At 65.9% G+C, this 13,102-nt stretch carries 13 protein-coding genes, 1 tRNA gene and 1 pseudogene; 6 read left to right on the forward strand and 9 right to left on the reverse strand.

Going from position 1 to position 13,102, the window contains the following annotated elements:
* Together C100_RS0124170 and C100_RS30625 are read right to left on the reverse strand one after the other, a co-directional pair.
* The coding region (locus C100_RS0124170; RefSeq protein ID WP_031308820.1) for an AAA family ATPase at positions 1-290 on the reverse strand (290 nt) is incomplete at its 3' end.
* A gap of 45 nt (positions 291-335) precedes the next feature.
* Positions 336-878 carry a hypothetical protein gene (locus C100_RS30625; protein WP_024018857.1) on the reverse strand — a complete coding sequence of 181 codons (543 nt, stop codon included), beginning with the start codon at positions 876-878 and terminating at the stop codon, positions 336-338.
* A gap of 54 nt (positions 879-932) precedes the next feature.
* Between C100_RS30625 and C100_RS30630 the strand changes: the two genes are divergently transcribed.
* Together C100_RS30630 and C100_RS30635 are read left to right on the forward strand one after the other, a co-directional pair.
* Positions 933-1,322, forward strand: coding sequence for a VOC family protein (locus tag C100_RS30630; RefSeq protein WP_024018858.1), 390 nt, complete (start codon positions 933-935; stop codon positions 1,320-1,322).
* Positions 1,323-1,338: 16 nt separating this feature from the next.
* The gene (locus C100_RS30635) at positions 1,339-1,869 is read left to right on the forward strand and encodes a peroxiredoxin (RefSeq protein WP_024018859.1); all 531 of its coding nucleotides are present in this window, start codon (positions 1,339-1,341) and stop codon (positions 1,867-1,869) included.
* Between the two features lie 15 nt (positions 1,870-1,884).
* On the opposite strand, the gene C100_RS30640 is transcribed toward C100_RS30635, so the two are convergent.
* Positions 1,885-2,799, reverse strand: coding sequence for a dienelactone hydrolase family protein (locus C100_RS30640; RefSeq protein WP_031308822.1), 915 nt, complete (start codon positions 2,797-2,799; stop codon positions 1,885-1,887).
* A gap of 99 nt (positions 2,800-2,898) precedes the next feature.
* The gene (locus C100_RS30645; RefSeq protein ID WP_024018861.1) at positions 2,899-3,291 is read right to left on the reverse strand and encodes a gamma-glutamylcyclotransferase family protein; all 393 of its coding nucleotides are present in this window, start codon (positions 3,289-3,291) and stop codon (positions 2,899-2,901) included.
* A gap of 340 nt (positions 3,292-3,631) precedes the next feature.
* Between C100_RS30645 and C100_RS30650 the strand changes: the two genes are divergently transcribed.
* The gene (locus C100_RS30650) at positions 3,632-3,817 is read left to right on the forward strand and encodes a PspC domain-containing protein (protein ID WP_024018863.1); all 186 of its coding nucleotides are present in this window, start codon (positions 3,632-3,634) and stop codon (positions 3,815-3,817) included.
* A gap of 333 nt (positions 3,818-4,150) precedes the next feature.
* Here the strand turns inward: C100_RS30650 and C100_RS30655 are convergent, their stop codons facing one another.
* On the reverse strand, positions 4,151-4,891 hold the full coding sequence (locus C100_RS30655) for a DUF72 domain-containing protein (protein ID WP_024018864.1): 741 nt from the start codon (positions 4,889-4,891) through the stop codon (positions 4,151-4,153).
* Between the two features lie 114 nt (positions 4,892-5,005).
* Here C100_RS30655 and C100_RS30660 point away from each other — a divergent pair, with 114 nt between their 5' ends.
* The gene (locus C100_RS30660; protein ID WP_024018865.1) at positions 5,006-5,242 is read left to right on the forward strand and encodes a DUF2061 domain-containing protein; all 237 of its coding nucleotides are present in this window, start codon (positions 5,006-5,008) and stop codon (positions 5,240-5,242) included.
* A 6-nt stretch (positions 5,243-5,248) separates the two neighbouring features.
* On the opposite strand, the gene C100_RS30665 is transcribed toward C100_RS30660, so the two are convergent.
* Positions 5,249-5,914 carry a peptidylprolyl isomerase gene (locus C100_RS30665; protein ID WP_024018866.1) on the reverse strand — a complete coding sequence of 222 codons (666 nt, stop codon included), beginning with the start codon at positions 5,912-5,914 and terminating at the stop codon, positions 5,249-5,251.
* Positions 5,915-6,207: 293 nt separating this feature from the next.
* A complete protein-coding gene (locus tag C100_RS30670) occupies positions 6,208-7,545 on the reverse strand; it encodes a hypothetical protein (RefSeq protein WP_031308823.1) in 1,338 nt (445 codons plus the stop codon).
* A 451-nt stretch (positions 7,546-7,996) separates the two neighbouring features.
* Between C100_RS30670 and C100_RS49425 the strand changes: the two are divergent.
* A pseudogene (locus C100_RS49425) lies at positions 7,997-8,095 on the forward strand (transposase); the annotation flags it as partial.
* A 170-nt stretch (positions 8,096-8,265) separates the two neighbouring features.
* Here C100_RS49425 and C100_RS30680 read toward each other — a convergent pair.
* Positions 8,266-8,340: transfer RNA gene (locus C100_RS30680), tRNA-Glu, on the reverse strand.
* A 162-nt stretch (positions 8,341-8,502) separates the two neighbouring features.
* A complete protein-coding gene (recJ, locus tag C100_RS30685; RefSeq protein WP_024018869.1) occupies positions 8,503-10,269 on the reverse strand; it encodes a single-stranded-DNA-specific exonuclease RecJ in 1,767 nt (588 codons plus the stop codon).
* Between the two features lie 140 nt (positions 10,270-10,409).
* On the opposite strand from recJ, the gene C100_RS30690 reads away from it, so the two are divergent.
* Positions 10,410-12,527 carry an autotransporter assembly complex protein TamA gene (locus C100_RS30690; RefSeq protein WP_031308824.1) on the forward strand — a complete coding sequence of 706 codons (2,118 nt, stop codon included), beginning with the start codon at positions 10,410-10,412 and terminating at the stop codon, positions 12,525-12,527.
* Positions 12,528-13,102: the final 575 nt, after the last annotated feature.

Here is a 13,102-nt window from a genome sequence, read left to right on the forward strand (position 1 = left end):
CCCCCGACCCGCACCTGCCGCCGGTCCGGGCTGTCGGCCGCAACCCCGGTGCCCAGCACCACCCCGTCCACCTCCGCCGCCACGCCGAAACCGCCCGGCCCGTCCTGCCGCGCCATGGCGGCCAGCGCCGCGCCGCGCAGCCCGCGCCCCGGCGCCAGCATCGACACCGCTTCCAATATATTGGTCTTGCCCGCGCCATTGTCGCCGGTCAGCAGCACGAAGGCATGATCGGGCAGGATCAGCGCATCCGCATGATTGCGGAAATCGCTCAGGGTCAGGCGGCCGATCATCGCGTGGCTGTAGCGGGGAGTTGAAGCGGAAGGAAGTTCCGTTCGTCAGCAGCGCTTGCGCGTCACCGCCGTCCCGTCATTGACGATGGTGAGCAGGGAACCGTCGGCGGACGGCTTGAGGTCGAGCGTGCGGGTCCAGCTCTGCCCCTCGCCGGTGAAGGCCGCGTCCACGGCCAACCGTTCGCCCGCGCCTTCGCGCACGGTCCGCACCGTGCCGACGCTTTCGTGAAAGATCAGCCGGTCGGGCACGATCGTCAGCTCCAGCGCCTCCGAACGGTCGCCGCAGCGCGCGTCGATCCCGGTCCAGCGTCCCTGCAACGACGCGGGTATCAGGCCGGGCGGCGCCGACTGCTCCGGCGTCTCGATCACCGGGTCCGGTTCGACCGGCGTGATGGCGTTGGCGGGGGCTGGCGGTTGTTGCGCATTGGGCAACGCCTCGTCCATGATGTTGGCGACCACTCCGGGTTGCTGGGCGGCGTCATCGTCCTGGCGACCGCAGGCGGCGAGCAGCATCAGGGGGATAAGGGGCAGCATCCGGCGCATGAAGGACGTAACCCGGCGCGCCGCATCCCGGTTCCCCGCGCGCATGACTTGGGGCCGCCGGCATGATAGACCGCTGTCGTCACAGCAGGAGTCGATGCCATGCCGGTGCTGGGAATGGGCGGACTATTCTTTCGCTCGCGCGACCCGGAAGCGCTGACCGCCTGGTATCGCACGCATCTCAATGTCGGCGGCGGCTGCTCCGCCGATCCGGCGGCGAACGCGAATGAATGGGTGTGGCAGACGCTGGGCGGGCCGATGGTGTTCGCGCCGTTCAAGGCGGACAGCGATTATTTCGCCGCCGACAAGGCCTTCATGCTGAATTTTCGCGTGTCCGACCTCGATTCCCTTTTGACGACCTTGCGCGCGGCCGACATCGCGATCATCACCAAGCCCGAATGGGACGACCCCGCAGTCGGCCGTTTTGCCCGTATTCATGACCCGGAGGGCAATGCGATCGAATTGTGGGAGCCGCCCGCCCCCACCGCCTGACTTTAGGAGCCTGTCGATGAAGCGCCTTTCCCTCCTCCTCGCCGCCGCCGCGATGCTCGCCCCCGGCGGCGCCATGGCCGCGCTCGCCGTCGGCGCCAAGGCGCCCGATTTCACCACGCGCGGCGCGCTCGCGGGCAAGCCCTTCACGCTCACCCTCTCGCACCAGCTCAAGCGCGGGCCGGTGGTGCTCTATTTCTTCCCCAAGGCGTTCACGCCCGGCTGTTCGGCCGAAGCGCGCGAGTTCGCGGAAAATATCGACAAGTTCAAGGCGGCGGGCGCCACCGTCATCGGCATGTCGGCTGACCCGGTCGACGATCTCGTCTCCTTCTCGACCAAGGAATGCGCCGGCAAATTCCCGGTGGCGTCGGCCGGGCCGGGCATCATTTCGGGCTATGACGTGGCGCTCAAGATGCGGCCGGGCATGACCGACCGCACCTCCTATGTCATCGCCCCTTCGGGCCGCATCGCCTTCGTCCATAGCGAGATGAACTATGCCGAACATGTGAAGAGCACGCTGGCGGCGGTGGAGGCGATGACGGGGAAGTAACGCCCCGTCGCCCTTTTAGCCCTTCACATATTGGCCGAACCAGCGCAGCGTTTCCTCCCATGCCGCCTTGGCCGCCGCTTCATGATAGCTGGGGCGGTAATCGGCCATGAAGCCATGGTCGGCGCCCTCATGCACGGTGATGCGGTCGGGCGGTGATTTGCCCGCGCTGGCGAGCGCCGCGCGCATCGCCGCGACATCGGCCTGCGGAATACCCTTGTCCAGCGCGCCATATTGGCCGAGCACCGGCGCCTTGAGCTGGTCGACCTGCTCGATGACGCTGAGCGGCTGCAACGCGGTCTTGTCCGTCACCAGCCGGCCGTAGAAAGCGACGCCCGCGTCCAGGTCTGCGCTGTGCGCTGCATAGAGCCAGACGATCCGCCCGCCCCAGCAAAAGCCGGCAATGCCGCGTCGGGTCGCATCGCCGCCATGCGCGCCGGCCCAGGCGTAGCTGGTGTCGACGTCGGTCAGAACCTGCGCATCGGGCGCCTGGGACACGATCGTGCCGATCAGTTGCTTGAAGTCCGCGACCTTGGTCGCATCGCCATGGCGCGCGAACAGGTCTGGCGCGATGGCATAATAGCCCGCCCCGGCAAAGCGGCGGCACATGTCGCGCACCCATTCATGCACGCCGAAAATCTCATGCACCACGACGATCACCGGCGCAGCGTCAGCGCCTTGGGGCCGGGCGACGAAGGCGGGCATGGCAAAGCCGTCATCCGCGGCGATGGAGACGCTTTCCTCGACCAGCCCCTCGCCCGACGTCTGCACCGCGCTGCTCGCAACCGGCCGGCACGCCGCCGCAAAGCCGGCGACAAAGGCGCCGCCCGCCAGCACATGGCGCCGCTGAAGCCTCGCGGAGCCGATCCAGTTACGGTCTTCGGGCAAGCGGTCGGGCGCGCCCGTTTCATCATCGCGGCGGTCGGTGGTCATCGGCATGTTCCTCGTCCCATGGCTGATCGCCGAAGAGTAGAGCATCAACGACGAAACGGAAGGGCGGATGGGGGAGGGTCGGCCAGTTGATGCCCGCCCTCACCCTCCCATCAGAAAATCGCCGCCAACGATCCGCTCCAGCCCCGCCACATCGCGCGCATAGACATAGGCCCAGGCCTCGACCGGCCCGTCCGGCCCTTCGACCGCCAGCCGCACCCGGCGATATTCGTGTGGTTCGGGGAAGTGCGGGGCGCATTCCTCATAATCGTCCAGCCAGGCCAGCGTCGCGGCGGCGTCCGCCAGCGCGAACAGGTCGCCCGTCACCCAGCCCGCGTCGCCCGGCGCCAAAGCCGGATAATCTGTGATCCGATACAGCGCGCCCCTGGCGCGGGCGGGGCCGATGCGGCGCGCCCGTGCGCCCAACCGCCGCGCCATCAGCCCATCGAAACCGGCGCGCAGCGTGCCATAGACGAAAAGAAAAACCTCAGCCATTAACCGCGCCTGACATTTTCACCAAGTCGCGGTGAAATTTCCCAACAGGGTGAAATATTCCCACATCCCGCACGCACATCCACCCAGAAAATCCGCGCTTTTCCGTCAAAAATCGAAATTGGCACGCCCCTTGCAATCCTGTTGGCATCAAGGCTGGATGGTCCGGCCAGACAATCAGGGAGTATCCATCATGTCCATCGCCAAGTTCCAGAACGTTGCCTTCGCCCTCGTCGGCGCCGTCATCTTCGCCAGCCTGTTCGTGGGCGCGGCCGTCCCGGTGGTGCCGATCGCCTGATCGGCCTCACCCCTCCCCATCCTATCCAGACAGAAGGCCAGACTCATGAATAACAGCTTCACCCTCGACCGTCGCCACGGCAAGATCATGGGCGTGTGCGCGGGCCTTGCCAATCGCTCCGGCGTCGATGTCACGCTGATCCGCGTCGCGCTGGTGCTGCTGACGCTCTGCGCGCTGGGGCCGATCGGGGTCGTGGCCTATCTGCTCGCCGGCTGGCTGGCCGAAGGCTGATGCCCTCGCGGTCACCGGCCGCCCCACCCCAAAGTCATCCTATAGTAAAAAGGCCGCCCCGGATCACACCGGCAGCGGCCTTTTGGCATCCCGCCGTGGCGGGTAAGGAATCGCGATCAAATCGCGATCAGGCATAAAGCACCGAATAGAAGGTGACCATCTGCACACCGACCGCAACGGCCAGTACCGCACCCTGGAAAATCTGACGCATATCTGCTCCATCATTACAATCATAGCCCGCCCGACTTGGACGGAAGGCGCCTCTACGCCCGTCATGCCATTGTAACAATCGCAAAGCGCGGCTTGCCGATTGCATCAAATGCAACAGTCCTGTTACGCCAAAGCCACGATCATCGCCTGGGCCGCAGCGGGATTGCGCTCTTTCGCGCCGCTGATGAAAAAGCTGAAGACATCGCCGTCCCGCGCCTGCGCCCTCGCCCGGTCGGCCCAGCGCGCTATGTCGGCGGCGGCATAGCCCGCCGGTTCGTCCGCCTGCGCGCGCATCAGCCGCATGTAGGAAAAACCGACATCATGGCCGGTGATGGCGGGAAATTCCTCATGGTCCGCCAACACCACGGCCGCCCCGGCATCGCGGGCCATGGCCAGGAAGGCGGGATCGTCGAAACTCCCGTGCCGCACCTCCAGCGCATGGCGCAGCGGCACGCCATCGACGCTGGCGGGCAACAATTCCAGGAACGCGCCGAAATCATCCGGCTCGAACCGCTTGGTCGCCATGAACTGCCACAGGATCGGCCCCAGTCGGTCGCCCAGCTCGGCAATGCCCTGCCCGGTGAATCTGGCGATCGACTCGCCCGCCTGCGCCAGCAGCTTGCGGTTGGTGCAATAGCGCGACGCCTTGACCGCGAACTGGAAACCGTCCGGCACCGCCTTGGCCCAGCCGGCGAAGGTCGCGGGCTTCTGGCTGCTATAATAGGTCGCGTTGACCTCGGTCGCTGTCAGATGCGCGCCGACATAGGCCAGCTCGTCCTTCTGCCGCAGCCCCGCGGGATAGAAGCTGCCGCGCCAGGGTTCGTAGACCCAGCCGCCAATGCCAACCCTGATCCGTCCAGCCATAGCGCATCTCCTTTTCCGCTATCTGATCGCCCGCACCGATCAGAGCCAGCGGAAAAAGCGGTTGGCAGTTATTGCAAACGACTCTTAATTGCAGTGTCAGCCAAGGAGATCCCCATGTCGCTCGACCTCGTCAAGACCGCCACCTATCTCAGCATCCATCTGACCGTCGGTTTCACCGTCGCCTATGTCATGACCGGTTCGGTTGCGCTGGCGGGCGGCATTGCGCTGGTCGAACCGGTGATCAATGCCGTCGCCTTCTTTTTCCATGAACAGGCGTGGAAGAAGATCCAGGCCCGCCCCCCGCGGGAAGGCGGCCGCGACTGGATGCGCGGCCAGGCGTCATTCGCGTGAAGCTGTCTATTTCGCTGTCCGTTTCAGGCCCAGCAACCAGGGCTTGGGCCCGCGCGAAGGCGTGGGTTTCCCGTCCAGCCGCCGGGCGCGCTTGATGACGATCGGCTTGACGATCATCTGCCCGCGCATCGGACCGGTGCCGCAGCAGGTGGGCGCCGCCAATATCTTCCTCACCACGTCCATCCCCGCCACCACATGGCCAAAGGCGGCATAGCCGATATAGTCGCCCCGCGCGTCCATATTGGGGGTCGCGCCAGCGGTGATGAAGAAATTGCCGGCGGCCGAATTGGGCCGGTTGGGCCGCGCCATCGACACTGTCGCGTCGAGATGCCGGATCCCGGTTCGGCTGGTCGGTTCATGCGGAATCGGCGGCAGCGACCGGCGCAGGTCGCTGTCGATCCCGCCCTGGATCAATCCCAGCTTCGGATTGCTCTTGCGCCGCGCCGCCCGATAAAAGGTCACGCCGTCAAACCGGCCGTCATCGACATAGGTCAGGAAATTGGCCGACGTGCGCGGCGCTCGCTTCAGGTCCACCGCAATGATGATGGTGCCGGCCGTCGTCTCGATCGCCACGCGCGCATAACCGGGCGTCGGCCTGTTGGCGGGAAGGGCGAAGAGCGTTTGTGGCGCAAGGGCGGCCAGTAAAAGGAGCAGGCAAAACAATGGACGCATCGACAGGCACGGACTCGATCGGGAGGAAAGCCCGATGCCGTAAAGCCGCTGCAACCGACGCGCAACCGGCGAGGCGGCGCCCGCGCCTCGTCCGGTCACGCCCCATCGGCACATTTGGAACCCCTGCCCATCGAACCGGACATGCAAAGCGCCCGCATCCGGCTCCCAGCCAACCCATCCGGCCTTCACCCGTGCCGGACTTCTTCTCCACATGAAGTAGACGAAGGGCGCGCGCGGGAACCCGCCGGCAGGGACATCGCCGGCAGGTCGCACGACGCTCCGCTTCAGTCCGCCTAGCAATCGCTCGCAACGGCGGCCCCGACCGCGCCGCCGACCGCGCCTCCCACGGCCCCGCTGGTCGCACTGTTCGCGCTGTTCTTCTTGTTCGCGTCCGACGTGTCGCTGCTCTTGTCGCTCCTCCTGTCATTGCTACTGGTGGCATTCGCGGTCGCGGCACCGGCGGCGGCGCCTGTAATCGCACCGGCAGTCATTCCAGCGATGGTCGAGCGGCGGCAACGGCTACCCGAACGACCACGGTAATAATAATCGTCGTCATAGACATGGTAGGAGTAGCTGGTGCTGCCCGAATAGCTGCCATAATAGCCGCTGCCAGAAGAACTGCGGGTATAGCTGCGCGAGCGGCTGCTTCCGTCGCGCGCGGTCACGACGCCCACATGCCCATTTCCGTCGTCATACGCCGCGACCCCGCCTGCGTGGCTGCCATCCTTGTAGCCTGCGACCGCTGCACCCCCTTTGCCGTCGCTGACGCCGGCAATGCCCACGCCATTGTTGCCGGAGCGATACCCGGCCGCAGCGCCCCCGCCATAATCGCCATAGGCGTAGCCGGCCCTGCCGCTGCGCTCGCCTTTGCTGCGTGAATAGCTGCCATAATGGCTGCTGCCCGAAATGCTGCCCGAGCGGCTGCTTCCGTCGCGCGTGCCCACAACATGGGCATGACCATTTCCATCGTCATATGCCGCGACGCCGCCGCTGTGACTGCCGTCCTTGTAGCCCGCGACCGCTGCGCCACGATTGCCGTCGCTGACGCCTGCAATGCCTACGCCATTGTTGCCGGAGCGATGCCCGGCCGCGCCGCCGCCGCCATTTTCGCCATAGGCGTAACCGGCTCCGCCGCTGCGCTTACCGTTGCTATAGCCCCGCGCCTCACCGGATGCATCTTTGCCGCGCATATATCCTTCATATGAGTTGCTGCGTCCTTCACGGTTGCCGGCATAAGCAGCGCCCTTGCGTCCGTCGCTCACCCCGGCGGCGCCAGCAGCGGAACTGCCGCGATACCCCGCTGCCCTTTCGCCATTTCCAGCGCTGCGCGAACCGGCATTTCCCTTGCCAAGGCTGCCGCTGGGTCGGCTTATCCCCCCCTCGCGCGCAAGCTCGCGCGGGCCATTGGCGCCGCTGCGCAGGCCGGAGGACTCACCGCGGCGATCCAGTTCAGGTAAACCGCCGCTCGATCCTCGCGGAAAATCGGATGGCAGGCTCGGTAAGCCGCCCCCGCCGCGCAACCCGCCACCCAGCGAGGGAGGCGACGGCGGCGGTCCGAAGGGACCGGCCGTTGCGGCAGTGGACATGACCAGGACGATGGTCGCAGCAGCGTTTAAGAGGATCTTCTTCATATTATGTTCCTCGTCGCGGGCGGAGGCGCCCTGCCGCCGCTCGTGGGATGTTTTCAGAAAAGGGGTGGGCAATGCGCGGTTGGGAAGCGTCGCCTCAAAGTTGAGGGAGGAAAGCCGCCGCCGGGCGCAACATGAACAGAACCGGCCCGGCAGAGACAACGCACTTAGGCACTTTCAATTCCTCTTATTTTTTGAGCAGTGACGTCCTGATCGACACCATGCTTATCTTTTGCCGCCCTCTCCTGATCAATCAGGCTATTGTGGATGCTGGGTTGCTCAGGGGTTGATGATCTCAAGCCGCACGGCGCTGACATCCGACTGGAACGCCCATGGCGGCAGGCCCGCCTGCTCGTGATTATGCCTCCATGCCCCCGGATTTCCGGACGCCTTCGATCCTGATGTAGAGAACAGGAGGCGACGGTGGAGACGTCGAGTTTGGAACAGAATGAGCGGAGCCGAATTCTGGCTGCGGGTCATGGATCAACTGCGCAACCGCGGCGTCGAAGCGATCATGCCGGCGGCCCTTGACGGGCAGAAAGGCTTTCCCGACGGCGCAAGGCGCCCGGACCGGACATCTCCGGCCACACACGCGCCAGCCCACTATCTAATGCAATGGAATATTGTTGATATGGCGTGATATTCAGCCGCTTCTCATGGAGCCGCCGATGGCATGAGAAAGCGCCGGGTATGGCATCTTCCGCAACCCTCCGGGAGAGGATTTGGTGACCCCTACGGGAATCGAACCCGTGTTTCAGCCGTGAAAGGGCCGCGTCCTAACCGCTAGACGAAGGGGCCGTTCGTTGCCGCCGCCATTGGGCAGCGCTGCGAAGCGAGGGCGCAATTAGGGGGAGACGGAGAATGGGTCAACCCTAAAAGCGCAAGAAAATTGCAACAGGATGATTTCAAACCGGATGACGCAAGCCGGGCGCGCTTCAGTCGCAGAAACCCACGACTCCCTCAATCCGCCCAGGCCGCGTCTTCCAGATGCAGCTCCGCGGCGGGGCGGCTGCCCCAATCGTCGATCTTCGCCTTGCCCGCGACCCACAGCCGCCGGTCGCGCGGCGCGCCCAATATCGCCTGCCCCAGTTCCGTCTCCGCGCGGCGAAAGGCGATGGTCTTGATCGAACGCCCGTCCTCGCCGCTCATGATCGCGCGCAGATGGCCATTGCCCACGACATCCGCCTTGATCACGCGCATCGGCCCGGCGACGATCAACGGCGCGGGCCAGCCCGCGCCATAGGGACCGCCCTGTTCGATCGCGGCGACGAAATCGGGGTTCACGCCCGCCGGCGCCAGCACTGCATCGATCAGCAGCGCCCGGTCGTCGCGCGCCTTGGCCACGGCCGCCGACAGCCGGTCGTCCAGATAATCGGCGAGCGCATCGATCCGGTCCGCCGCAACTGTCAGGCCCGCCGCCATGGCATGGCCGCCGCCCGCGACCAGCAAGCCGCTATCCTTGGCCGCCAGCACCGCCGCGCCCAGGTCCACGCCCGAAATGGAGCGGCCCGATCCCTTGCCCACGCCCGCTTCGTCCAGCGCGATGACGATGGCGGGGCGGCCGGCCTTTTCCTTGATCCGGCCCGCGACGATGCCGATCACGCCGGGGTGCCAGCCCGCCCCCGCGATCACGGCGACCGCGCGATTACCCTGCGCGGCCAACAGCGCTTCGGCCTGTTCCTGCACCAAAGCCTCGATGGCGCGGCGTTCCTCATTATACTGGTCGAGTTGCGCCGCGATCCGCGCCGCTTCCGTCGGGTCTTCCGTCGTCAGCAGCCGCACACCCAGATCCGCCTGACCCACGCGCCCGCCCGCATTGATGCGCGGGCCAAGCGCGAAGCCCAGATCATGACAAAGCGGCGCGCGCGTCAGCCGACTGGCATCGATCAGGGCGGACAGGCCAACATTGCGGCGCTTGGCCATCACTTTGAGCCCCTGCGCAACGAATGCGCGGTTGAGGCCCTTGAGTTGCGCCACATCGGCCACCGTGCCCAGTGCGACGATGTCGAGCAGTTCCATCAGCGCCGGTTCGCTGCGCTGCGCGAACCAGCCGCGCGCGCGCAGCGTCCGCACCAGCGCGGCGCCGAGCAGGAAGGCGACGCCGACCGCGGCGAGATGGCCGTGGCAGGCCGCGCCGTCATTTTCGTCCAGCCGATTGGGGTTCACCAACGCCAGCGCTTCCGGCAGCGCGCTCGCGCATTTATGATGATCGACCACGACGACATCGACGCCCGCCGTCCGGGCCATGGCCAGCGCCTCGAACGCCTGCGCGCCGCAATCGACCGTGACGATCAGGGTCGCCCCCTCGCCCGCCAGCCGCACCAGCGCCTCGCCCGACGGACCATAGCCCTCCATCAGCCGGTCGGGAATATAGGGCCGGGCGTGCAGGCCCAGGTCGCGCAGCAGCCGGATCAGCAGCGCCGCGCTGGTCGCGCCATCGACATCATAGTCGCCGAAGATGCGGACATCCTCCTGCCGTTGCACCGCGTCGGCCAGCCGCTCCGCCGCCGCATCCATGTCGCGGAACAGGCTGGGGTCGGGCATGAAGGCGCGAATGGTGGGGTTGCGATGCGCCTCCACCCCCTCGCGCGGGCAACCGCGCGCCAACAGCAATTGGGTGACCAGATCGTCGGGCAGATAGGCCGGATCGCGAGCGTCCGCCCCTGCGCCACGCCACCGCCACGGCTGGTTGGAGATGGACCGGGAGATATTGAGCGCAAATGTCATGATCCGGCTCTAGACCCAGCCGCGCCATGAGGGAAGCAAACGAAATCATGTCGCGAGCGGAACCGCCGCAAGCCCTTGGGCGTATTGCTTCTTTGCCGGGCTTCGGGATAGGCGTGGCACGGAAGGGGCAATACATGACGATGACGGGACGGCAGGCACATCATGTCGGGCGCATGTTGTGCTTGTTCCTTCTCACCGCATCGCCTCTCCCGCTGATGGCCCAGACGGCCATTTCGCCCCCACCCGCGGAGGCCGAGGAGCCGATCCTGCCCGACGACCAGTTCGAGGCGCGCCTGCCCGGTGTCGAGGGGAGCGATCCCGACGCCCCCCTCCCGTCGATCGACAGCTGGATCGACCAGCAAATGCCGGAACAGGCGGTCGATGGCGGGAGCAACGGCGAGCCTGCCGAATTGCCGCCCGCCGTGGAACCGGCGCAAGAGCAGGAATTGGCCCAGCCCCTGCCGCCGCTCGACAGCGTAACCGTGCCTGCCAATGCCGGGCCCGATGCCGATCCCGACGCCAAGCTGCCGCAGGTCCGCTACGCGACCAGCATCGAAGGGTTCGGCAAGACCGGGCTGGAAGATGAGTTTCGCGCCGAATCCGTGCTGCTGGACGGCGATGGCAAGGCCGATACCGCAGCGATGGTGCAACAGCGCGCGCAGGAGGATGAAAAGCTCGCCGTGCGGCTCTTCTACTCGCAGGGCTATTATGACGCGACCGCGCTCGCCAGTCTCGATCAGGCCGGCGACGGGACGCTCAAGGCCATCATCTCGGTGACGCCGGGCAAGCGCTACAAGATCGGCGCCATCGTCATCAACGCCGGTCCCACCGTGCCGCCCGGTCTGGTGCGCGACAGCCTGCCGCTCAAGACCGGCGATTATATCGTCGCCGCCAATGTGGAGAGCGCGGAAGCCAATGTCGGGTTGAAGCTGCCGGAACAGGGCTATCCCTTCGCGCAGGTGGGCCAGCGCGACATTTTGCTCGATCCCGCCACCACGGCCGGCGACTATACGCTGCCCGTTGATGTCGGCCCGCGCGGCGCCTTCCGCAAAATTACCACATCCGGCGAGAAACAGGCGTTCGGCGCTGACCATATGGAGGTCATCAAGCGCTACAAGCCCGGTGCAATCTATGACAGCCGCCAGGTCGACGACCTGCGCAAGGCGCTGGTGGCCACCGGTCTTTTCTCCAGCGTCGCGGTGGACCCCGTCCGCACCGGTGAACCGGGACCGGACGGCACGGAATATATCGATCTCCATGTCGAGCAGCAGGCCGGACCGCCGCGCACGCTGGCCGGGGAAGCTGGCTATGGCACCGGCCAGGGTTTCCGCGCGGAAGGCACATGGACCCATCGCAACCTCTTCCCGCCCGAAGGCGCGCTGATCCTGGGCGTGATCGCGGGGACGCAGGAACAGGGCGCGTCGGCCACGTTCCGCCGCTCCAACGCGGGCAAGCGCGACAAGACCTTCCAGACCGGCATCACGCTCAACCACCAGAATTACGACGCCTATGAAGCGTTCACCGCAGGGCTGAATGTCGGCTGGTCGCGGCAATCGACGCCGATTTTCCAGAAACGCTGGACCTACAGCTATGGCGCGGAAATCCTGCTGACCAACGAACAGGTAGTGGTCGATCCCGCCACGGCGGACAAGACGCGGCGCACTTATTTCATCGGCGGCCTGCCGCTTCAGATCGGCTATGACCGGTCGAACGACCTGCTCAATCCGACCAAGGGATTCCGCGCCAACCTGCGCGCCGAACCGGAAGGATCGCTGCAAGGCAGCTTCTCCCCCTATATCCGCGCGACCTTCGACCTGTCGGGCTATTATCCCGTATCCGACAGTCTGGTGATCGCGGCGCGGACCCGGCTGGGCACGATCAGCGGCGTCGATCGCGACGATATTGCGCCGTCACGGCGCGTCTATGCCGGCGGCGGCGGTTCGGTGCGCGGCTTTGGCTATCAGGAACTGGGACCAAAGGACGTGAATAATGACCCGATCGGCGGCCGGTCGGTCAATGAATTCGCGGTGGAGGGCCGCTATCGTTTCGGCAATTACGGCGTCGTCGCCTTTGTCGATGCGGGACAGGTCTATGAAAGCTCCATCCCCAAATTCTCCGACATGCGCTACGGCGTGGGTCTGGGCGGGCGCTTCTACACCAATTTCGGTCCGTTCCGCGCGGACATCGCGATGCCGATCAACCGGCAACCGGGCGAATCCAAATTCGCCGTCTATATCGGCATCGGGCAGGCATTCTGATGGCACAGGACGACACCCCTCCCCCCGCCCCCGAAGCGACCGAGACCCCGTCCGAGACGGTCGTCATCCGAGACAGGCGTCCGCTCTGGCAGAGGATCGCGATTGGCGTCGCCGGCGTCCTGGTCGGCCTGGTGATGTTGGTGGGCGTGCTCTTGCTCGGCCTCAACACCCAGCCGGGCAAGAAATTCCTGATCCAGCAGATCGCCGCGCTCCAGATGGAATCGGGGATGCAGATCGAGGTCGGCCGGATCGAAGGATCGATCTACAGCGACATGGTCATCCACGACCTGATCCTGCGCGATCCCAAGGGCGTGTTCGCGGTGTCCCCGCGCGTCCATGTCGTCTGGCGCCCCTTCCGCTACGTCAATAATCATATCTCGGTGCAGCTGCTCGAGACCCCGCTGGTCGTGCTGGCGCGCAGCCCGCAGTTCAACGTCACCGAGAGCGATCCCAATGCGCCGATCCTGCCGGACCTCGACATCGACGTCGACCGGATGAAGATCGCCAAATTCATCCTCGCCAAACCGGTGATCGGGCAGAAGCGCGAAATCGCGATCGACGGCGTCACGCACATC

The sequence above is a fragment of the Sphingobium sp. C100 genome (assembly GCF_000508185.1).
Lineage (GTDB): Bacteria > Pseudomonadota > Alphaproteobacteria > Sphingomonadales > Sphingomonadaceae > Sphingobium.